Below are 20,072 nucleotides of genomic sequence, written 5' to 3' on the forward strand. Positions count from 1 at the left end.
TCTAAACTGTGCTGTTAAGCAATTGATGTTGTGTGATTAGAGTATTCATCCCGTTGGTTAACAATGAATTTTCTAAAGCAGCGGCATGTTTTAAATGATGCATATCACTGCCAATAAAATCAACCAAATGATGCTCGACCATTTCATCAGCAATTTTCTTCGCACCGGTTCCATAATAGCCAGTTAATGCAATAGAATTTAATTGCAGTAAACATCCAGCCGCTTTTATTTTGTGAAAATTCTCGATAGAAGCGTAATAGTATGGATACCTTTCGGGGTGAGCAAGAACAGGCGTATAACCAGAATCTTGAATCAGCTTTATAAATTCGAAAAGGTTTTGCGGTAGGTTTATGTAAGACAATTCGAACAAAACATATTGCGCACCAAAAGTTAAAACTTGTTTTTGCTTTATCTTCTTTTCCAACGTTTCATCAAGATAATATTCTGCAGCAGCATCAACTTCTAAATCAATTCCGGCATCAATCAAGCCTTTTCTTAATATATCCAGTCCCCGGTTAATCGTATCGGGTGTATTACGGAAATAATCGGCCATTACGTGCGGCGTAGCAATCAATTTTTTAAAACCTAATGCCTTAAATTTTTGAGCCAGTAATATAGAATCTTTCAAATTTTGTGCACCATCATCAATACCAGGAATAATATGCGAATGCATATCGGTACCGATTGTAGAAAAGTTAAAATCGGGGGTTACTTTTTTTTTCTTGAATAGTCCAAACATTTTAAGCTATGCGATAATTTAAACTTCTGTTGGCAAATCAGAAGATTCTGCAATTGCTGCTAATTTAGATGAATAGATTTTACTGAGCAATTGATTTAGGTTTTCCGTTAAATCGAACTGTATATCTTCGTGAAGTTTTTTGAATTTATTTACGGTAACCTGTACTGTTTTGATGTAAAAACTTGAAAACAGGATTCCAAAATCGCGATAGCCAAAAAAAGACTTTTTGTACTCTAAAGGAATAACACTAAGTACAAATATTTTCAGCTCTACCTCGCCAACGTTATCCTTGGTAACTTTATAGAAATGATTTACGAGCGTAATCATCTTCCTAACTTTTGCCAAGGCTTCTTTAGCATTTAACTTTTTAAGCTCTGCAAGTTGGTCTTCAATTGTATTCTTAATAATTTCTTTGCGCTCTTCTAAATCGGTTTCATCTTCCAATAATTTATAATGGAGATGTTCGGTAAGCACTTTATCTTTTGCGATTAATCGCAATAACAATTTATCCTTTTCTTTATTGGGTAAATCCGTTATTGCGATTTTTAAGTCTTTGTGCTCGGCAAGCTTCATTTAAAAAGGATTTGCCTTAATGTATTTTTCCCACTCCCAGGCAGAACGCATCATTTCATTCAAATCAAGTTCAGCTGTCCATTTCAAAACCTCTTTTGATTTAGTAACATCGCCATAAACTTGTTCAATATCACCGCCGCGTCTTGGTCCGATTTGGTAATTTAGCTTTTCTCCGGTAGAGCTTTCAAAAGCGGTAATGATTTCTAAAACTGAAGAACCTTTTCCTGTGCCTAAATTAAATACTTCATAGTTACTTTCGGCTGCTCCGGATTCCAAGCGTTTTACAGCTGCAACATGGGCTTTCGCTAAATCTACAACGTGAATATAATCGCGAATTGCGCTGCCATCAGGTGTATTGTAATCATCGCCATGAACCGTGATTGGACCACGTTTGCCAATTGCAGATTGCGTTATAAATGGAACTAAATTAGCTGGGACACCATTTGGTAACTCGCCAATTAATGCCGTTTTATGCGCACCTACAGGGTTAAAGTAACGCAAAGCGACAACATTTAGTTCTGGAGATACAGCAGCGGTTTCTACTAGAATTTCTTCGGCAATTTGTTTTGTGTTGCCATAAGGCGATTCTGCTTTTTTAACTTCAGCAGATTCGGTTACAGGCAAATTATCCGGTTGACCGTAAACGGTACAAGATGAAGAGAAAACAAAATTAGTTTTACCGAAAGCATTCAATAGATTAATTAAGCTAAAAAAATTGTTGCGGTAGTATTTTAATGGATTTTGAACAGATTCACCTACTGCCTTTGAAGCTGCAAAGTGAATAATTCCTGAAATATCTGAATGCTCAGTTGCGAAAGCTTTAACCTTTGCTTCATCACATAAATCAAATTGATAAAATTCAGGTTTTAAGCCTATAATTTTTTCAACCTGATCTAAAATTTTAATATCAGAATTTGAAAGATCATCAACAATCACTACTTCAAAACCTGCGTTATGCAGTTCAACAACCGTATGAGAACCAATATAGCCAGTACCTCCGGTAACTAAAATTTTAGACATTATTATCGATTATATTTTTGGAAATCTTTGTGTTCAATTTTTGCCAAAGCTTCTTCTGGCAACGATTTAAAGTATTCGTATGTAATTTTTAATCCTTCTGCCCTGCCAACTTTTGGCTCCCAATTAAGTAAAGCTTTAGCTTTTGTAATGTCTGGTCTGCGTTGTTTAGGATCATCCTGTGGCAATTCCTTATAAACAATCTTTTGTGATGTTCCGGTTAACTTAATGATTTCTTCGCAGAATTGTTTGATGGTGATTTCATCAGGATTACCAATGTTTACCGGCTGAGCGTAATCACTCATCAATAAACGGTGTATGCCTTCAATCAAATCATCCACATAACAAAAAGAACGGGTTTGGCTACCATCTCCGAAAACAGTTAAATCTTCTCCCCTTAAAGCCTGACCGATGAATGCAGGTAAAACCCTTCCATCGTTTAGTCGCATTCTTGGACCATACGTATTAAAAATTCTTACGATTCGGGTTTCAACACCGTGAAAAGTGTGGTAAGCCATTGTTATCGCTTCCTGAAAACGTTTAGCTTCATCGTAAACGCCTCTTGGTCCTACCGGATTTACATTACCCCAATATTCCTCTGGTTGCGGGTTAACGCTTGGATCGCCGTACACTTCAGAAGTTGATGCGATTAACATTCTTGCACCTTTAGCTCTTGCCAAACCTAAAAGATTGTGCGTACCCAAAGAACCAACTTTTAAGGTTTGTATAGGAATTTTTAAATAATCTATCGGACTTGCCGGCGATGCAAAATGAAGTATGTAATCTAACGCTCCTGGAATATGAACAAACTTTGAAACATCGTGATTATAAAATTCGAAGTTCTCCAAATGGAAAAGGTGCTCGATATTTGATAAATCGCCTGTAATCAGATTATCCATCCCAATAACGTGATAACCTTCTTTTATAAAACGATCGCAAAGGTGCGAACCTAAAAAGCCTGCTGCTCCGGTAATTAATATTCTTTTTGTGCTCATCTTAATCTATCAATTTACGGCCAATACTGTTATAATAATAACCTAAATCAATCATTTTTTCCAAATCATATAGGTTGCGTCCATCAAAAATTACTTTGTTTTTTAATGTCGATTCCATAGTTTCGAAATCTGGATTTCTGAATACCGACCATTCTGTAGCGATTAATAGTGCATCTGCACTTTCAAGTGCCTCATATTGATTGGTTGCATAATTTACCTTATCGCCAATTAAATTTCTAACATTTTCAATTCCCTCCGGATCGAAAACTGTAACTGTAGCACCATTTTTAACCAGGGCATCAATGATATACAAAGCTGGTGCTTCGCGGATATCATCCGTTTCTGGCTTAAAAGCTAAACCCCAAAGCGCAAAATGTTTGCCCTGGATATCGTTTTTATAATATTTTAAAATCTTATCAACCAAAATAGTTTTTTGGCGTTCGTTAACTTCCATTACCGATTTCAGGATTTGGAAATCGTACACGTTTTCATCAGCTGCCTTAACCAGTGCCTGTACATCCTTCGGGAAACAAGAACCGCCGTAACCGATACCTGGAAATAAGAAACGTTTTCCAATTCTATCATCAGAACCAATTCCTTTTCTTACCGCATCAACATCAGCACCAACTAATTCGCAAAGATTTGCAATTTCGTTCATGAAAGTAATTTTTGTTGCCAAAAATGAATTTGCTGCATATTTTGTTAATTCTGATGAACGCTCATCCATAAACAAAATCGGGTTTCCCTGACGCACATAAGGACCATAAAGTTCGGTCATTAATTTTTTAGCACGTTCGCTTTTAGTACCCAATACAACACGATCAGGTTTCATAAAGTCCTCAACCGCTACACCTTCACGTAAAAATTCAGGGTTAGAAACCACATCAACTTCTACAGTTGTATTTTCAACAAATACGGCTCTAACTTTATCAGCTGTACCAACCGGAACAGTAGATTTATTAACGATGATTTTATAATCTTTAATAATTTTAGAGATATCTTTTGCAGCGCCTAAAATATAAGAAAGATCTGCTGCACCATCTCCGCCCGGAGGCGTTGGTAAAGCCATGAAAATAATTTGCGCTTCCTCAATAGCTTCTGCCAAGTTTGTTGTAAAATGCAACCTGCCTTGTTCTATATTTCTATGAAAAAGAAGGTCTAACCCAGGTTCGTAAATTGGAACCTGACCCTCTTGCATTTTCTTAACTTTGGCTTCATTTATGTCTACACAGATAACGTTATTTCCTGTTTCTGCTAAACATGTTCCGGTAACCAGACCTACATATCCTGTACCTACTACAGCTATTTTCATATTATATTTATAGGGAATTTAAGTAATTTCGTTTTATCTTGGCACGAAGATAATAAAATCCAACAAATGCTTTTACTTTATATATTAGGAATTAGAATTTATAGCTTATTAATTTGGATTTTTTCATTTTTCAATCAAAAAGCAACGTTATTTATTACTGGTAGAAAACACATTTTCAGCGAGATAGCTAAAAAAGTAAATCCTGATGATGAAAATATCTGGTTCCATTTTGCGTCATTAGGCGAATTTGAACAAGGTCGTCCGGTTCTTGAAAAAATAAAGGCGTTAAGCCCACAAAAGAAAATAATTATCACATTTTTCTCTCCTTCTGGATACGAGATTAGAAAAAATTATGCCCTTGCTGATGCAATTTTTTATTTACCTATTGATACTAAATCAAATGCCAAAAAATTTGTTGAATTGGTAAAACCCGAAATGGCGATTTTTACGAAATATGAATTTTGGTATTTCTATTTTGCTGAGTTAAAGAAGAACAACATTCCGCTTTATTTAATCTCCGGAATTTTTAGGCCAAACCAGATTTTCTTTAAAAACTACGGTGGATTTTATCGCAGTATTTTAAAATCGGTAACACATTTTTTCGTTCAGAATAAAGAAAGTAAAAATCTTTTAAACTCAATTCGTATCGATGCAACAACAATTAGTGGCGATACCAGGTTTGATAGAGTATTTGAAAATGCAGCTCAACCTAAGCAATTACCAATCATTAAACAGTTTTGCGAAAATGCAAAAACAATAGTGTGTGGGAGTACATGGCCTGAAGATGAAAATCTTATTGCCGATCTAGCCACCAAATATCAAGATTGGAAATTTATCATTGCACCGCATGAAGTAGATGAAAATCATATTCAAAATATTGAGCAACTGTTTGAGCATTCTATTCGTTTCTCACAATTGGAAAATGCTGCTTCACCAAAATCAAATATTTTAATCATTGATAACATTGGCATGCTTTCCTCACTGTATCAATATGGAAAATTAGCCTACATTGGTGGAGGATTTGGCGCCGGCATCCATAACACATTGGAAGCCGCAGCCTTTGGGCTTCCGGTAATTTTTGGCCCAAAATATGATAAATTCCAAGAGGCTAAAGATTTAATTGAAATTGATGCAGCAAAAAGCATCTCTACAAAAGAAGAGCTAATTGCTGCATTTGAATATTTTAATGGGAATGAAAAATCAGCGGCAGCTGCTAAAAATTATGTTTTAGAAAGTAAAGGTGCTACTGAAATTATTTTGGAAAAGATTTTGCAATCTTAATTTACCATCCCAGCTAAAGCCTCAATAAACTTCGGATTATCGTTTAAACTTTCTACAAGCTGAACATGCTCTCCGCCCAATTCTTTAAATTCTTCGTGATACTCAACCGTAATCTCGTAAAGTGTTTCTAAGCAATCGGCAACAAACGCAGGACTAAACACCAATAATCTTTTCTTGCCTTCGGCCGCTAATTTCTTTAAAATATCTGTTGTATACGGCTGCACCCAAGGCTCTTTTCCTAATCTTGATTGAAAGCAAACCGTATAATTTTCTTTAGATAAACCTAGTTTGTTCGCGATTAGTCTTGCCGTATCATGCCCTTGTGCTGAATAGCAAAATTTGTTTGTCTCGTTTAAGGTTTGGCAGCAATCTGCACTTTTTAAGCAATAACTTCCGGTATGGTCGCATTTCAAAAGTTGTCTTTCTGGCAAACCATGAAAGCTGAATAAAATATGATCGAAAGTTTCAGGCTTGTGTTTTCTGGCATTTTCAGCAAAAACTTCAATCATTAATTCATTATCGTGAAACGAGTTAATAAATGAAATTGGCGGAACGGTTGGCCATTTACTAACCAGTTCCATTACAAGTTGCATTACGGAACCTGTACTGGCTGAAGCGTATTGAGGAAAAAGTGGAATGACTTGAATGCTTTCTACCAAACCAGCTTTTAAATTCGCCAAAGCAGATTCTATTGAAGGACTTTGATAGCGCATGGCTAATTCAACATGATAATCATCACCCAATCGCTCTTGAAGCATTTTGGCTTGCAATTTACTATAATGTAATAGCGGCGAGCCATTTTCGTTCCAGATTTCTTTATATAATTTCGCAGTTTTAGGACTTCTAAAGGGAACAATAATACCTTTAACCAATAAAGTTCTGTTAAATTTAGGAATATCAATTACACGTTCATCCATTAAAAACTGATCTAAATATTTTCTAACATCAGCTGTTGCCGGACTATCGGGTGTACCTAAATTAACTAATAAAATTCCTTTCTTGCTCATTATTAACAATATGTTTTGTGGCGCAAATATCGCCTTTTTATTATTTTTTACCTACCAGAAAAAGTGACTAAAAGCATTTTTAAGTCAACAAAAAGTAGTATTTATCAGAATTAATTTTTCGTTTTATACAATTGCCACCAAGGTGTAGCCGGTTTTTGATGATGCTCTAAATGATAACCAAAAAAATAACAGGTTATAAAAGCAACAAAGTGATTTTTGCTCAAAGTTGATGCATGATATTCGTTATCGTGTTCTCCTTTGTGTGGCAAATAAGTGCCAAAGTAAAATAACTGAAAAGTGCTGAGCAAGGATGGAAGTACCCAAAACAGCAATAAATTTCTTTCATCAATCCAAATCTTTAGTAAGTTATAGGCAACTGCCATTATAACCAACTGAATTATGGAGATGTAGTTGAGCATAAATCGAAAATACCATTTCCAAAAACCATGTGGGGCATAATCTGGATCTAATTTGGTGTGTACGTGGTTGTGATGGCTGTGATGTTTTGTATAAAGGCGATTGTAGAAAAAGCCTGCATATAAGAAAACAGAAACATATCCCACCAAGTTATTAATCTTTTTATCGGGTGAAATTGTGCCATGCATGGCATCATGAGCAGTGATAAACAGCCCAGTGTAGAGATGCATTTGTATGAAAATCATTAAATAAACCAAGGGATTATTCCAGCTGAAATTCCAATTAAGCAGAAAATACAAGGAAAGGAACCAGCAACTAATTAGTGTGATGGCAACCAAAAATCCGATGTTTTTATTAACTGTTTTCAAATAAATAATTCGATTGTTTAATTAATTAAACAGTTTAATATAGAAAATGATTTTAAAAACTGATTAGTAAAGCTCCAATTGTGCCCTTACTTTTTCCATAAGCCACATCGGGGTTGATGTTGCACCGCAGATGCCAACTTTATCATTACCTGAAAACCAGCTTTTATCTAATTCTTCTACATTAGAAATGAAGTATGAATTTTCGTTAAATTTCTTGCACACATCGTACAATACTTTTCCATTTGATGATTTTTTGCCCGAAACGAAAACTATTTTATCATAATGGCTCACAAAGTTTTCCAGTTCTTCGTAACGGTTAGAAACCTGTCTGCAAATTGTATCGTTGGCTTTAACTTCGTAACCTCTGCTCAACAATTCATCTTTTATGCCATAAAATTTATCTACACTCTTAGTCGTTTGGCTATACAGTGTAAATTTCGATGGTAATTCTACATTATCCAGCTCTGCCAAATCCTGAAAAACAATTGCTTTGCCCTCTGTTTGACCTTGCAAGCCTATAACTTCAGCGTGACCGTGTTTACCAAAAATCAGAATTTGTTCTTCATCATCGTGCGAGTTTTTAATTCTGTTTTGAAGTTTTAAAACAACCGGGCAAGATGCATCTATTAGGGTTAAATTATTGTCGAGCGCTAATTGATAAGTTGATGGCGCTTCGCCATGTGCTCTAATAAGCACTTTTTCGTTTTGCAGGGTTTTTAATATTTCGTGATCGATAATTTTTAAGCCCATATTGGTTAAACGCTCAACCTCTTCATCGTTATGTACAATGTCACCAAGGCAGTATAAACGACCTTCGTTTTCTAAAATATCTTCAGCCATTTCAATAGCGTAAACTACGCCAAAGCAAAAGCCAGAGGATTTATCGATAGTGACTTGTAAATTATAACTCATTGTACTGCAAAATTAAGCAAAATATCCAATCAACTTGTCATGTATAAAACAACAAAAAATATTAACTGCGAAACGTACATCGTTGTACCAATATATTTTTGTTGTTTCAAGCCTAAAGCGTAGTAAAATTTAAGCAGAATAACAGATACGATAAACCAGGCCACATAATTTTGAACCGGGATAATGTGCCAATCCCAATGCCAGTAATCAAATTTCATGGCTGTTGGTTCGAGAAAAAAATCAAAGAAAATTAAGCAAAGTCCGCCTATCAAGGAAGCCAAAATTCCATTTCGGATTTTGAAACTTTTTATCATTTGTCCTGTACTAAAAATCAAAATTACCCAGTTAACGCCCATAAGCAATGGTACTGTTGCAACTTTAAAGCCTAAGGTTGTACCGTAGTAGTAGCTTCCGAATATTTTACCAGTTTTTACACCTAAGACTTCTACTAAATATCCACAGAGAAAAACGCCACACACAAAAAGTAAAAGCCTTTTAATATCTGCATTATACGAGAATATTATAACGGCGAACATCAGCAGCAAATGAAAAGGCACCAATTTCATAAAGTATGGCTGTGCTACTGGGATTAAAAATCCTATTAAGCCAACCAAATGAAAAATTACTATAACGACTACTGATAGCCTTTTTATTTTTAAATCTGATTGGTCAATCTGCCCTTCCATGTTCCGGTTTTAAATAAATGCTTTTTTATTGAAATTAATGAGATAAGCAAATAGAATAACATCTGTAACGGATGTAAAACTAAATTTAACAAAACATTCTGACCTGATAAAAGGGATATCATTAATCTGCTTAAAACAATTAAAGTTAAGGGTAAAACAAGAAGCGATAAATCAAAATTTAATATTAAAACTATCGGCCATGCAATTACCAAAAGCTGGTAAATTAGTAATATTATGATGTTACTACCAAAACCTGCTAGTAAATTTTTACTAAAGCCATTTATACTTTCTGTTAGATTTTTATACATCCTACAGTAAATTAAACCGTTAGCTAAAAGCGCCTCAGTTTTAAATCCTTCATTCTTTACCAGTTTCATAATTTCTACATCTTCTACAACTTTGTCTTTCACACGTTTATGCCATTCAAAATCATGGTAATTTGAAGCCTGAAAAAACATACATTGGCCGCTGGCGGCAGAAAAAGCGGGATTATCAGAATACCGAACCAACCTTAGCGGAAGTAAATTCAATAAAAGAAAGTGCATTAAAGGAATGGTAAGTTTTTCGCCCAAACTCTTCATCACCTGATTGGTAAAAATACTAAGCAAACTTAAACCGCCATTTTCCATTCTAAAAATTAAGCTATTAATGAAACCTCGCTTAATTTCTTCATCAGCATCTAAAAACAAAAAATAATTACCTGCAGCTAGTTTTGAAAGTTGGTGACAAGCATAGTTTTTGCCCAACCAGCCCTTGGGTAAAACTTCCCCTCGAACAACTTTGAATTTTGGATTTTCTGAATCAAACGTATCAACCAATTTATAAGTATCATCATCGCTATCATCATCAAGCACAATAACCTCGTAGTTTTGATAATCTTGCGCTTTTATAGATTGAAGTAAACTGATGATATTCTCCGCTTCGTTTCTTGCCGGAATTAAGATGGAAACTTTGTAATCGTAATGTTTTACGGTACGAGGAAGTTTAGGGTTGGATAAAAAGTTAAATACCGTAACTGAAAACCTGATAACCAGAAAAATTAATGCTGCGTATATAAAAACCGTCATTCTTTAATTTGTGTCTGTTTAACAAGCGATGAATTATAATGTTTGTTATAGGCACTTTTCAAAAGTTGCAGACTTACATACTCTTCATTATCCCAATTATGTAGGTAAGTAAAAACTGATGGTTTTCTTGCTGCGAAATAATCAATAAATGTTGCTGCAAAAACGATATTAATTCTTTTCTTACTCGAATTTATCATCTGCATTACCCCTTTCTCAAAATTAATATCCTGAATGTGATTTGAATGAAGTCTGCCTTGCGGAAATACGAGTACTAAATTTTGTGGATTATTCAAAAGCTCGCCAGCATAACTTAAAGTTTCTAAAACATCTTTACCATTATTGGAAGCAGCAAAAGCACCCAGATATTTCAAAAAGCTTACTTTTTTGTAGTTTTCGGCATTAACCAAAACGTGGAAATCCTTTTTGAAAACTAATTTATTGAGGTAGAAAATAAAGAAACCATCCCACCAGCTAAAATGATTGGCGAGCACTAAAATCGACGAATCAGATTTGAGCGTTACCTTATCATAATTAAAAGCATGAAAATCTTTCTTGATGATAAATTCTATGTACCAGGAAAAAAACCTGTATATAATTTTATTTTTTTGGGGAAGGTACATTTAGGGAAATTGCAAAAAATTAGACTTAATTGCAAGTAAAGCTTTTTGTGAGAGAATTTAACTTAGATACACACGGTCTTCCTCACCTTCTACATCCATCACCACATCAACGTGTTCTTTTAAAATTGTAGCCAACTCCAAACCTACAAAATCGGTCGCAATTGGGAAAATTTTATGGCTTCTATCAACCAAAACCACGGTACGGATTTTTTTGTGTGGCGTATTCAGGAAAACGCCTAAACCGTAAGCCAAAGTTTTACCGCTGTTTAAAACATCATCAACCAAAATAACAACTTTATTTTTCCAATGGCTTTCGTTTAAATCTGTTTTGGCAACCAATTTACTGCTCTCTTTCTCTAAATCTATTCTTAACAAAACGATTTTAAGTGCAGAGATTTTTTTAAGGACTTTTTCCAGCCTCAAAGCGAGTTTGTATCCCCTATCCCAAATTCCGGCTAAAACAATTTCTTTCTCGTTCAAATTATCTTCAAGAATTTGATAAGCAATTCTATCTATCTTCTGCTGAATTTGTTTTTTATTAAGAATAAGTAATTGCGATGTTGCCATTTGCTATAAAGGTTTGACTACAAAAAGAACGATTTTAAGGATGAAATTCAAACTATTTGAAAAATAATTTCTATCGCTTGCAACGTTTCGTTACATCAAACGTCTAATCAATAACCTAAAACATCAATTCATTCTTAAATCTCACAACCATTTAACAACATATTATGAAAAACTTATTTAAAACATCAACATTACTGGTCTTATTTTTAACTGCAGCAAACTATGTTAATGCTCAAGAAAATAAAAATGTAGCCGTAAAAAATGTTACTAGCGTAACCGTAAGCAGCGGTATCGACTTGTATTTAACGCAGGGAGGATCTGAAAGTCTGGACATTAAATCATCGGCAGATTTACTAAAAAATGTGGTAGTTGAGCAAAATGGGGGCAGTTTAGTTATAAAAGTAAAAGAAGGCTTAAACTGGGGCAGCATGTTCAGAAACCAAAATATCAAAGCTTATTTAAGCTTTAAAACATTAAATGCTTTAACCGCATCTGGCGGAAGTGATGTTTTTAGCCAAAATCAAATCAAGGCAGATAAATTTGCCATTCGTTCATCAGGAGGCAGTGATGTAAAACTTAACCTGGTTTGTAAAGACATTCAAATTCAAAGCAGTGGTGGCAGTGATGTAAAGTTAACCGGGAAAGCAGAAAACATGGTTTTACAAACGAGTGGTGGCAGCGATGTTGATGCGTACGAATTTCCTGTTGATTATGCTAAAGTTTCGGCTACTGGCGGTTCTGATGCCAACATAAACGTAACTAAAGGATTAGAAGCAGGCGCAAGTGGTGGCAGCGATGTGCACTACAAAGGCAGCGCTTCATTAAAGAAAACATCATCATCTAAAAGTGGCGATGTGACTAAAGTAAATTAGTTAGTTTTAGGTTTAACTTAATTTACAATTGCTGTTTTGCGGATGCAAAACAGCAATTTTTATTTATAAGGGAAATAAACAAAGTTTGCACCTTCCGGAACAATTACAAAAACGCACATAAAATCTTCAGGTTTTTTATATGCTTTTAGAAACTGCTCTTTTCTTTCTTTATTGATAATGCCTTTTTCAACAAATTCATCGAGAGTAGAAGCCTGAATCGTCCAGTCGGTATTTAATTCATCTTTATTAAGGATAACTTCACCAATGCTCACCTCGTGCTGGTGTGCAATAAAAATTGGATGTGCTGAGATACCCTCGACCATAATCTCAACCGCAACTTCTTTAATTGCATCGGCATAAAATGCTAAATCCTTTTCTAAACTAATTAAAGGGCTTTCTGTCTTCTTTGGCGCGCCGCTATCTTCGGGTGTTGCGTTTAATAATTCTTCTCTGTTCATAATAATTTTGAATGAGTGATGGATTGAATGAATGAATATTGTTTGAGCGGATGAATGAATTTCATTCTATAATTTATTCATTCTCTAATTCACTAATTCTTTTAACTTCAATAAAACCACATTTTCTACGTGTTGGGTATGCGGAAACATATCAACAGGTTTTATTCTGGCCACATCATATTTATCTTTCAATAATTCTAAATCTCGTGCCTGTGTGGCAGCGTTGCAACTTACATAAACAATTTTCTCGGCTTCCATTTCCAATAAGCGTTGCACTACATCTGCATGCATTCCAGCTCTTGGTGGGTCGGTTATTACAACATCAGGTTTTCCATGCTGCAGAATAAAATCAGCTGTCAGGATATCCTTCATATCACCAGCGTAGAAAATTGTATTATCAATTCCGTTTAGCGTAGAATTAAACTTTGCATCTTCAATTGCTGTCGGTACATATTCTACACCAACCACTTGTTTTACATCTTTAGCAATAAAATTAGCAATCGTTCCGGCACCTGTGTATAAATCGTAAACCAGCTCATCACCATTAAAACCAGCAAATTCTCTTGTTATTTTGTAAAGCTCAAATGCCTGTTCTGAGTTAGTTTGATAAAATGATTTTACGCCAATTTTAAATTTGATACCATCCATTTCTTCAAAAATATGATCGCGACCAGCAAAAACATTTACTTCCTGATCGAAAATAGTATCATTTTTCTTTTGGTTGATGATGTATAACAGTGAAGTTATTTGTGGAAATTCTGCTTTCAAAAAGTTCATCAAACCGCTAACTTGGGCATCATCCGGATAGGCAAATACCACAGCAACCATAATTTCTCCAGTTGATGATGTTCTGATAATTAAATTACGTAAAACACCTTCATGGTTTCTTAAATCGTAAAACGATAAATTATTATCCAGAGCGTACTGCCTAACTGCATTTCTAATTTGGTTCGACGGGTCGTCTTGCAAATAACAGTGCTGAATATCCAATATTTTATCAAACCGCAACGGAACGTGAAACCCTAGTGCATTCATATCAAACTCTTCATCACGTTCTACATCGACTTTTTCGAGCCATCTTTTATTAGAAAACGTAAATTCGAGTTTATTGCGATAGTAACGATTTTTAACAGAACCTAAAATTGGTTCTGCACAGGATGTATCTATTTTACCTAGACGTTGAAGTGCAGCCTCAACATTTTTTTGCTTAAACTTTAATTGAGAATCATAGCCCATATGTTGCCATTTACAGCCACCACATGTTCCGAAGTGGGTACAGAAAGGTTCGGTACGTAAATCAGAACGTTCGTGCAATTGCTCAATAACAGCTTCCGCGAAGTTCTTTTTCTTCTTTGTTAAACGAACATCTACAACATCGCCAGGAACAGCTTTATCAACAAAAATGACCAATTCATCGGCTTTGCCAACACCCTTACCTTCTTCTGCAATATCAATTATTTGTACGTTTGGAATTATAGTTACCGTACCAGGTTTTCTTCTACTCATTATGCCGCAAATATAAGGCTAAAAGCTGAAAGACTAAAGCTGAAACAGCAGGACAGAATGATTACAAATAATTGAGATTTTGAGGCAATAAAATCTCATTCAGACTTAAGAGGTCCGATTATGATTATCTAATGATGAAAATTATCTTCCAATAAATTTAAGTGCTGATGCCCAAAAGCCATCTAACCAGTTAAATTGTAAATCAAATTTTTCATCTATTGATACAGAGATTTCTAAAATTTCTTTAGTCATAGTAAAAAATCATTCTATTTGTTCAAAAATAATAAATTTATACCAAAAACCAAAACGGTATAAGTTAATTTAAGGTTAAATTTTTGGATTGATTTATTTGCTTTCACTCATTGAATTTCGTAACTTAATATATAAATTCACCAAAAAAGGAGGTTCATCATGAACGTAATCCGCAAAATTGAACATTGGGGCGATGTTCATCAAACAAAATGGCTTGATTTTTTAAGGATAATTTTAGGCCTGGTTATCTTTGGAAAAGGTATTTCTTTTATAAGCGATACAAATACACTCCAAAATCTCATCACGCAGAATAATGTTTTTGGCTTTTCGGGCGTGCTCATCAGCATTGCCATTCATGTTGTTGCGTTTGCACATTTAGTTGGTGGCATTTTGATAACGCTAGGTTTGGTTACCCGATTTGCCGTTGTTATTCAAATTCCGATTTTACTCTGCGCTGTATTTTTTGTAAACATTACGCAAGGCTTTTCTACGCTAAATTCAGAACTTTGGCTGTCTGTTATCGTTTTATTCTTACTCCTCTTATTTTGGGTAATTGGCTCAGGTCCCTTATCTGTTGATGAGGGCTTAAAACATAATAAAGGTAAGCGCTACGAATAGGATTTATTAAATTACAATTCCAACAATCTTTCTAAATGATGGTATTGAATACCGAAGTATGCTTTGCTGGCTTTGATTTTTTCGAGGATAACTCTTTGCTCTTTGGTCATCGGACTTCCGATTAAAGACTTCGGATTTTTCTTCACCCCTACAACCAACACATTTTTTGGCGTATGTGCGTCAGAAATAAACTCGAATACTTTAGTTTTATAACCGAAATACTCTAAAATTAACGCTCTTATCCCATCAGTTACCATTTCTGCCTGGCGCTCGAGAAATATACCGTACTTAGTTAAGAAAGAAACATCATTATTAACCTTATTTTGTTCAATTTCTCTACGGATTTGCTTATGGCAGCAAGGTGCTACAACAATTAATTCTGCATTTGCCTTTATCCCTTTAAAAATAGCATCATCTGTAGCGGTATCACAAGCATGTAAAGCAATTAACAAGTTAACACCAGTTGCCTCAAAATCCTGAATTGTACCCTGAATAAATTTTAATTTATCGAATGTAGATTCGCTGGCAACTTCATTACATAAATCAACCATATCTTTTCGATATTCTACACCGACAACTTCAGAATCCAGTTTTAGATTGGAATGCAAATAATCGTATAAAGCAAAAGTCAAATATCCTTTCCCAGAGCCCATATCGGCAACTTTTTTAATCGTTCCTTCCGGGAGTTCCTTAATTAAGGAACTTAAAATTTCGATGTAATGGTTAATCTGCCTGAACTTATCCTGCGCATTTTTAAAAACTTTACCATCGGCATCGGTAATTTTAAGCGCTTGCAAATAAGCTTTTGCTTCTGGCTTAATTAACCGTTCTTTAGCTTTATCGTGCGTCAGTGTTGGTAAGGTTTTAGTTGATGGAGCAATTTCCCGTAAAACGATTTTTTTGTTATTAAATTCTTCAAAGATGATATCTTTTTCTGTAGTAAATAAGGTAGCGATTTTAAATCCACCTTCCAGATAATCAGAAATCTGTTGTACTCCTTCCTCAACAGATAAATTCTTAACAATGTCGCGGGTTTTATAGCGAAGTGTAAACGTTAGTTTTTCTTCACGTTTGATGATTAGCTTTCTTATTAAAACCTGCTTTAAATTTTCATCAGTTCCTCGATAATTTCCAAGCGAAATTTTAACAAATGTTTCTGTGTTTATACTTTCTGTAATATTAAACTTAAACTGTTCTACTTGCTTTGAAAATTCCATCATCAATTAAAAAGCACAAAGATAGTTAAGTTTAGCTTGCAAAATCAACTCATACAATAATGTAACAATCAAGCGACTTTTTTATACCCATATTTAGGATTATATAAAGATTTTGGCGCAAAAACATCATTACTGATTATCTGAACTAATACGATTTAGCGAACAAGCAAACACAGATTATCTATAATCATTCCAAAGAAGCTATTTTATCATGCAAATGCTTTTATTTAAATAAATTAAAAGTTAGATTAGAAATTCATTTTAATCTATTTCCTATTCATGAGTGAATTTCAAATAAAAAAATCGCCCACAGTTTATGATGCCATAGTTGTTGGTTCAGGTGCAGGCGGTGGAATGGCTGCATATGTTTTAGCAAACGCCGGACAAAAAGTTTTAATGCTTGAGGCAGGTCAGTATTTCGACCCAAGAATGGATTCTCACCAGCTAAAATGGCCTTGGGAATCACCACGTCGTGGTGCCGGAACTACACGCCCTTTTGGAGATTTCGACGCCTCTTATGGTGGTTGGGAACTGGAAGGAGAACCTTACACACAAAAGAATAAAACTGAGTTTGAATGGTTTCGTTCTAGAATGCTCGGTGGAAGAACCAATCACTGGGGAAGAATATCATTAAGAATGGGGCCTATTGATTTTAAACCTACTGATGGTTTAACGGATGCATGGCCAATAACTTATGATGATGTAAAACCATTTTATGATAAGGTTGACCGCATGATAGGTATTTACGGAACAGCAGAAGGCATTGAAAATGAACCTGATGGAATTTTCATGAAACCACCAAAACCAAGATTAAATGAGTTATTTATTAAAAAAGGTGCGGAAAAAGCTGGCGTAAAGGTTATTACTGGGCGTGGTGCAGTTATGACTGAAGCTATAAAAGGTAATAATGATCGTGCACCTTGTTTTTACTGTGGCCAATGTGGCCGAAGCTGCAAAGTTTATGGTGATTTTTCTGCTTCATCTTGCCTGGTAATTCCTGCCGTAAAAACTGGTAATTTAACGGTTATTACAGATGCGATGGTAAGAGAAGTGATTACTGATAAAGAAGGAAATGCCAAAGGTGTATCGTATGTAAACAGAAAAGATTTGCAAGAATATCAGGTTTCTGGTAAACTCGTAATCCTTGGTGCTAGCGCATGCGAGTCTGCACGTATTCTTTTAAATTCAAAATCATCAGCACATCCCGGCGGTTTAGCCAACAGCAGTGGAGTAGTTGGTAAATATTTACACGATTCTACCGGAGCAGGCGTTTATGGCTTCCTACCTCAATTAATGGATAGAAAACGTTATAATGAAGATGGATTGGGTAGTGTTCACATTTATTCACCATGGTGGTTAGATAACAAAAAATTAGATTTTCCTCGTGGATACCACATCGAATATGGTGGCGGTTTAGGAATGCCTTCATATGGATTTGGAGGCGGTGTTGCAAAAATGAATGGTATGGTACCAGATAGAAATGGCAATAAGAAAGAGGCTGGAGGTTACGGAAAATCATTAAAAGATGATTATCGTCGCTTTTACGGAACCAGTGTAGGCATGGCCGGAAGAGGAACTGCAATTGCCAGAGCCGATAACTATTGCGAAATCGATCCAGATATGGTTGATAAATATGGTATTCCGGTGCTACGGTTTAATTATAAGTGGGCAAAAGAAGAAATTCTCCAAGCTAAGCATATGCAAGAAACCTTTTTATCGATAATGAAAGAAATGGGTGCTGTTGTTACGTCAGAAATTCATGGTGCTGATACGAATTATGGCTTACTAAATCCAGGTAAAATTATTCACGAAGTTGGAACAATCAGAATGGGCGATGACCCTAAAAAATCTGCCTTGAACAAATATTGCCAGGCTCACGATTGTAAAAACTTATTTGTTGTTGATGCAGGACCATTTGTACAACAAGGCGACAAAAATGCAACCTGGACAATATTGGCGTTAGCCATGAGAACGGCAGAATATATTTTAGCACAAAAGAAAAAACAAAATATTTAAGAATTACATTATGAATAGACGTGATTCACTAAAAGCACTGGGCTTAACAGCCATCAGTACCAGTGTAATAATTGACGCTTGTAAGCAACCTGAAAGCAAAACAGAAGTTGCTGCAACGCCTGAAGAGGAAACTAAAGAAACTGGACGTGAGCAATGGGAAATTGATCGTGATAAGAAATTAAAAGCGGAAGTCTATTTCACAAAGCATGAGATGGCCACGATTACCATTCTTGCAGACATTATCATTCCAAAAGATGATGTCTCTGGTAGTGCATCTGATGCAAAAGTTCCTGAGTTTATAGAGTTTATTGTTAAAGATATTCCTGAACACAAAGTTCCAATGCGTGGAGGCTTAAAATGGTTGGATATTTACTGCTTTAATAAATTCCAGAAATCTTTTGTAGAAGCTTCTGAGAAAGAAAGAATTTCTGTTGTAGATGAGATTGCCTACCCTAAAAAGGCCAGACCAGAAATGCTTCCTGGGGTAAAATTCTTTAACAGAATGCGTGATTTAACGGCTTCAGGTTTTTATACCACAGAAATGGGTGTTAAAGATATTGGTTACGTTGGTAATAGTCCAAATCAATGGGCTGGAGTTCCAGATGACGTGCTAAAACAATATGGCATGCAAAACGTAAAAATATAATTCAAATGAAATAGAAGTGTCTAAATGGCGCTTCTATTTTAATTTATTTGCTGCTCTCCTCTCTAATTTCTCATAGCGCTTAAATTGCTTTTCCTTAGAGACCTTTCTCTGCTCACCAGGCATCGGTGTCAAAATTAAAACGAAATCAAAGTTTAATTCATCGGACTGCTTCAAAACTACTTTACCAGTAGAAATATCAGTTAGCATAGAACTACCTTTTATATTTATTTGCATCGAGCCAGTATTTTCCTTTAACCAATTACCGCTATTTTTTACGCTAAGATAAAGCCCAAGGCTGTCGTTACCTATCCAAACTCTAGGTTTAAGAGCATTTGAATGGCTTTCATTCCACCTCACGGTATCTGGCCTGAAATAATCTTTCCTCCTACCTAATCCTAACAAATACTTCGACGCCAACTTTTCAAATGGTATATGAAAGTTTATAGCAGAAAATTCTATATTCTTAAGTGCTGTTATTTTAATATTATACTTTATCAATCCATTAGAAAGCATCTTTGCAAAAACATTCATTCTCAAATTTGTTGAAGCGCTATTTGCAACCCACACAACTGAATCTACAGATTGATACAGTACTTTAACATTTGTAATGCTCAGTTTTTCTTGAGTTTTAGGTGAAGTATAAAAATGGAAGTGCATTGGCTCATACAGAAGAGCTTTAGGCTTACTGTTCAAACTTTCATCCACAATGTAATATTGTTTCGGAAACCCATCTGCATTTATCTCAAACCTCATTTTATCCAGAGATATTATTTGGTTTTGGATTTGCAATTTCCCAGATAGAGGATCCTGAGCAAGTCCGAAAAAACTATTTAATAATAGAATGAAGGTGATGGCTAATCTTAAAATCATCTGCTTAAAAGAAATTACAACTGAATATAAACAAAAAAAGTCCTGTTCTAGTGAAC

Annotated in this window: 22 protein-coding genes; 5 read left to right on the plus strand and 17 right to left on the minus strand. The window is 35.1% G+C overall.

The window, feature by feature from the left end; translation table 11 throughout:
- Nucleotide 1: 1 nt before the first annotated feature.
- From R2Q16_RS19370 to R2Q16_RS19390, 5 genes are read right to left on the minus strand one after another with little or no spacing between them, the layout of a single operon-like run.
- Nucleotides 2–739: a tyrosine-protein phosphatase gene (locus R2Q16_RS19370; RefSeq protein WP_316739601.1), complete on the minus strand. Its 738-nt coding sequence runs from the start codon at nucleotides 737–739 to the stop codon at nucleotides 2–4.
- Between the two features lie 18 nt (nucleotides 740–757).
- Nucleotides 758–1,312 carry a hypothetical protein gene (locus R2Q16_RS19375; protein ID WP_316739602.1) on the minus strand — a complete coding sequence of 185 codons (555 nt, stop codon included), beginning with the start codon at nucleotides 1,310–1,312 and terminating at the stop codon, nucleotides 758–760.
- Nucleotides 1,313–2,332 (minus strand): UDP-glucose 4-epimerase GalE, encoded by a 1,020-nt coding sequence (galE, locus tag R2Q16_RS19380; protein ID WP_316739603.1) that lies wholly within the window; start codon nucleotides 2,330–2,332, stop codon nucleotides 1,313–1,315.
- A gap of 2 nt (nucleotides 2,333–2,334) precedes the next feature.
- The gene (locus tag R2Q16_RS19385) at nucleotides 2,335–3,324 is read right to left on the minus strand and encodes a UDP-glucuronic acid decarboxylase family protein (protein WP_316739604.1); all 990 of its coding nucleotides are present in this window, start codon (nucleotides 3,322–3,324) and stop codon (nucleotides 2,335–2,337) included.
- A 1-nt stretch (nucleotide 3,325) separates the two neighbouring features.
- Nucleotides 3,326–4,636, minus strand: a complete 1,311-nt coding sequence (locus R2Q16_RS19390; protein ID WP_316739605.1) for a UDP-glucose/GDP-mannose dehydrogenase family protein — start codon at nucleotides 4,634–4,636, stop codon at nucleotides 3,326–3,328.
- 66 nt (nucleotides 4,637–4,702) lie between these two features.
- Between R2Q16_RS19390 and R2Q16_RS19395 the strand changes: the two genes are divergently transcribed.
- Nucleotides 4,703–5,917: a 3-deoxy-D-manno-octulosonic acid transferase gene (locus R2Q16_RS19395; protein WP_316739606.1), complete on the plus strand. Its 1,215-nt coding sequence runs from the start codon at nucleotides 4,703–4,705 to the stop codon at nucleotides 5,915–5,917.
- Here the strand turns inward: R2Q16_RS19395 and hemH are convergent.
- From hemH to R2Q16_RS19430, 7 genes are all read right to left on the minus strand, one after another.
- On the minus strand, nucleotides 5,914–6,924 hold the full coding sequence (gene hemH, locus R2Q16_RS19400) for a ferrochelatase (protein ID WP_316739607.1): 1,011 nt from the start codon (nucleotides 6,922–6,924) through the stop codon (nucleotides 5,914–5,916). The genes R2Q16_RS19395 and hemH overlap by 4 nt on opposite strands.
- A 110-nt stretch (nucleotides 6,925–7,034) precedes the next feature.
- Entirely contained in the window at nucleotides 7,035–7,709 is a 675-nt protein-coding gene (locus tag R2Q16_RS19405) for a fatty acid desaturase (protein WP_316739608.1), read from the minus strand.
- A gap of 63 nt (nucleotides 7,710–7,772) precedes the next feature.
- Nucleotides 7,773–8,621: a 4-hydroxy-3-methylbut-2-enyl diphosphate reductase gene (locus tag R2Q16_RS19410; protein ID WP_316739609.1), complete on the minus strand. Its 849-nt coding sequence runs from the start codon at nucleotides 8,619–8,621 to the stop codon at nucleotides 7,773–7,775.
- A gap of 29 nt (nucleotides 8,622–8,650) precedes the next feature.
- Nucleotides 8,651–9,307 carry a carotenoid biosynthesis protein gene (locus tag R2Q16_RS19415; RefSeq protein ID WP_316739610.1) on the minus strand — a complete coding sequence of 219 codons (657 nt, stop codon included), beginning with the start codon at nucleotides 9,305–9,307 and terminating at the stop codon, nucleotides 8,651–8,653.
- A complete protein-coding gene (locus tag R2Q16_RS19420) occupies nucleotides 9,277–10,374 on the minus strand; it encodes a glycosyltransferase family 2 protein (RefSeq protein WP_316739611.1) in 1,098 nt (365 codons plus the stop codon). Before R2Q16_RS19420 ends, R2Q16_RS19415 begins: the two co-directional genes overlap by 31 nt.
- Nucleotides 10,371–10,994 carry a lysophospholipid acyltransferase family protein gene (locus tag R2Q16_RS19425; protein WP_316739612.1) on the minus strand — a complete coding sequence of 208 codons (624 nt, stop codon included), beginning with the start codon at nucleotides 10,992–10,994 and terminating at the stop codon, nucleotides 10,371–10,373. Before R2Q16_RS19425 ends, R2Q16_RS19420 begins: the two co-directional genes overlap by 4 nt.
- A 57-nt stretch (nucleotides 10,995–11,051) precedes the next feature.
- A complete protein-coding gene (locus R2Q16_RS19430) occupies nucleotides 11,052–11,561 on the minus strand; it encodes a phosphoribosyltransferase family protein (protein WP_316739613.1) in 510 nt (169 codons plus the stop codon).
- Nucleotides 11,562–11,725: 164 nt separating this feature from the next.
- On the opposite strand from R2Q16_RS19430, the gene R2Q16_RS19435 reads away from it, so the two are divergent.
- Nucleotides 11,726–12,433, plus strand: a complete 708-nt coding sequence (locus R2Q16_RS19435) for a head GIN domain-containing protein (RefSeq protein ID WP_316739614.1) — start codon at nucleotides 11,726–11,728, stop codon at nucleotides 12,431–12,433.
- Nucleotides 12,434–12,492: 59 nt separating this feature from the next.
- Here the strand turns inward: R2Q16_RS19435 and R2Q16_RS19440 are convergent, their stop codons facing one another.
- The 3 genes from R2Q16_RS19440 to R2Q16_RS19450 form a co-directional block, all read right to left on the minus strand.
- Nucleotides 12,493–12,891 carry a hypothetical protein gene (locus tag R2Q16_RS19440; protein WP_316739615.1) on the minus strand — a complete coding sequence of 133 codons (399 nt, stop codon included), beginning with the start codon at nucleotides 12,889–12,891 and terminating at the stop codon, nucleotides 12,493–12,495.
- Between the two features lie 84 nt (nucleotides 12,892–12,975).
- Nucleotides 12,976–14,397, minus strand: coding sequence for a 23S rRNA (uracil(1939)-C(5))-methyltransferase RlmD (gene rlmD, locus R2Q16_RS19445; RefSeq protein ID WP_316739616.1), 1,422 nt, complete (start codon nucleotides 14,395–14,397; stop codon nucleotides 12,976–12,978).
- Nucleotides 14,398–14,538: 141 nt separating this feature from the next.
- Nucleotides 14,539–14,649, minus strand: coding sequence for a phenylalanyl-tRNA synthetase subunit alpha (locus R2Q16_RS19450; protein WP_316739617.1), 111 nt, complete (start codon nucleotides 14,647–14,649; stop codon nucleotides 14,539–14,541).
- A gap of 159 nt (nucleotides 14,650–14,808) precedes the next feature.
- Here R2Q16_RS19450 and R2Q16_RS19455 point away from each other — a divergent pair, with 159 nt between their 5' ends.
- Entirely contained in the window at nucleotides 14,809–15,267 is a 459-nt protein-coding gene (locus R2Q16_RS19455) for a DoxX family protein (RefSeq protein WP_316739618.1), read from the plus strand.
- A gap of 11 nt (nucleotides 15,268–15,278) precedes the next feature.
- On the opposite strand, the gene R2Q16_RS19460 is transcribed toward R2Q16_RS19455, so the two are convergent.
- Entirely contained in the window at nucleotides 15,279–16,487 is a 1,209-nt protein-coding gene (locus tag R2Q16_RS19460; RefSeq protein WP_316739620.1) for an SAM-dependent methyltransferase, read from the minus strand.
- 276 nt (nucleotides 16,488–16,763) lie between these two features.
- On the opposite strand from R2Q16_RS19460, the gene R2Q16_RS19465 reads away from it, so the two are divergent.
- Together R2Q16_RS19465 and R2Q16_RS19470 are read left to right on the plus strand one after the other, a co-directional pair.
- Nucleotides 16,764–18,500 (plus strand): GMC family oxidoreductase, encoded by a 1,737-nt coding sequence (locus tag R2Q16_RS19465; protein ID WP_316739622.1) that lies wholly within the window; start codon nucleotides 16,764–16,766, stop codon nucleotides 18,498–18,500.
- Nucleotides 18,501–18,510: 10 nt separating this feature from the next.
- Nucleotides 18,511–19,146, plus strand: a complete 636-nt coding sequence (locus tag R2Q16_RS19470) for a gluconate 2-dehydrogenase subunit 3 family protein (protein ID WP_316739625.1) — start codon at nucleotides 18,511–18,513, stop codon at nucleotides 19,144–19,146.
- Nucleotides 19,147–19,179: 33 nt separating this feature from the next.
- Here the strand turns inward: R2Q16_RS19470 and R2Q16_RS19475 are convergent, their stop codons facing one another.
- The gene (locus R2Q16_RS19475; protein WP_316739626.1) at nucleotides 19,180–20,016 is read right to left on the minus strand and encodes a glycoside hydrolase domain-containing protein; all 837 of its coding nucleotides are present in this window, start codon (nucleotides 20,014–20,016) and stop codon (nucleotides 19,180–19,182) included.
- Nucleotides 20,017–20,072: the final 56 nt, after the last annotated feature.

Origin of the sequence: Pedobacter aquatilis, assembly GCF_032678425.1 — a bacterium.
Classification (GTDB): Bacteria; Bacteroidota; Bacteroidia; order Sphingobacteriales; family Sphingobacteriaceae; genus Pedobacter; species Pedobacter aquatilis_B.

What these genes read in the sequence shown, in the direction of transcription:
- R2Q16_RS19370 (WP_316739601.1), bottom strand. Translation starts at nt 739, where the DNA reads ATGTTTGGACTATTCAAGAAAAAAAAAGTAACCCCCGATTTTAACTTT.
- R2Q16_RS19375 (WP_316739602.1), bottom strand. Translation starts at nt 1,312, where the DNA reads ATGAAGCTTGCCGAGCACAAAGACTTAAAAATCGCAATAACGGATTTA.
- galE (WP_316739603.1), bottom strand. Translation starts at nt 2,332, where the DNA reads ATGTCTAAAATTTTAGTTACCGGAGGTACTGGCTATATTGGTTCTCAT.
- R2Q16_RS19385 (WP_316739604.1), bottom strand. Translation starts at nt 3,324, where the DNA reads ATGAGCACAAAAAGAATATTAATTACCGGAGCAGCAGGCTTTTTAGGT.
- R2Q16_RS19390 (WP_316739605.1), bottom strand. Translation starts at nt 4,636, where the DNA reads ATGAAAATAGCTGTAGTAGGTACAGGATATGTAGGTCTGGTTACCGGA.
- R2Q16_RS19395 (WP_316739606.1), top strand. Translation starts at nt 4,703, where the DNA reads ATGCTTTTACTTTATATATTAGGAATTAGAATTTATAGCTTATTAATT.
- hemH (WP_316739607.1), bottom strand. Translation starts at nt 6,924, where the DNA reads ATGAGCAAGAAAGGAATTTTATTAGTTAATTTAGGTACACCCGATAGT.
- R2Q16_RS19410 (WP_316739609.1), bottom strand. Translation starts at nt 8,621, where the DNA reads ATGAGTTATAATTTACAAGTCACTATCGATAAATCCTCTGGCTTTTGC.
- R2Q16_RS19415 (WP_316739610.1), bottom strand. Translation starts at nt 9,307, where the DNA reads ATGGAAGGGCAGATTGACCAATCAGATTTAAAAATAAAAAGGCTATCA.
- R2Q16_RS19420 (WP_316739611.1), bottom strand. Translation starts at nt 10,374, where the DNA reads ATGACGGTTTTTATATACGCAGCATTAATTTTTCTGGTTATCAGGTTT.
- R2Q16_RS19425 (WP_316739612.1), bottom strand. Translation starts at nt 10,994, where the DNA reads ATGTACCTTCCCCAAAAAAATAAAATTATATACAGGTTTTTTTCCTGG.
- R2Q16_RS19430 (WP_316739613.1), bottom strand. Translation starts at nt 11,561, where the DNA reads ATGGCAACATCGCAATTACTTATTCTTAATAAAAAACAAATTCAGCAG.
- R2Q16_RS19435 (WP_316739614.1), top strand. Translation starts at nt 11,726, where the DNA reads ATGAAAAACTTATTTAAAACATCAACATTACTGGTCTTATTTTTAACT.
- R2Q16_RS19440 (WP_316739615.1), bottom strand. Translation starts at nt 12,891, where the DNA reads ATGAACAGAGAAGAATTATTAAACGCAACACCCGAAGATAGCGGCGCG.
- rlmD (WP_316739616.1), bottom strand. Translation starts at nt 14,397, where the DNA reads ATGAGTAGAAGAAAACCTGGTACGGTAACTATAATTCCAAACGTACAA.
- R2Q16_RS19450 (WP_316739617.1), bottom strand. Translation starts at nt 14,649, where the DNA reads ATGACTAAAGAAATTTTAGAAATCTCTGTATCAATAGATGAAAAATTT.
- R2Q16_RS19455 (WP_316739618.1), top strand. Translation starts at nt 14,809, where the DNA reads ATGAACGTAATCCGCAAAATTGAACATTGGGGCGATGTTCATCAAACA.
- R2Q16_RS19460 (WP_316739620.1), bottom strand. Translation starts at nt 16,487, where the DNA reads ATGATGGAATTTTCAAAGCAAGTAGAACAGTTTAAGTTTAATATTACA.
- R2Q16_RS19465 (WP_316739622.1), top strand. Translation starts at nt 16,764, where the DNA reads ATGAGTGAATTTCAAATAAAAAAATCGCCCACAGTTTATGATGCCATA.
- R2Q16_RS19470 (WP_316739625.1), top strand. Translation starts at nt 18,511, where the DNA reads ATGAATAGACGTGATTCACTAAAAGCACTGGGCTTAACAGCCATCAGT.
- R2Q16_RS19475 (WP_316739626.1), bottom strand. Translation starts at nt 20,016, where the DNA reads ATGATTTTAAGATTAGCCATCACCTTCATTCTATTATTAAATAGTTTT.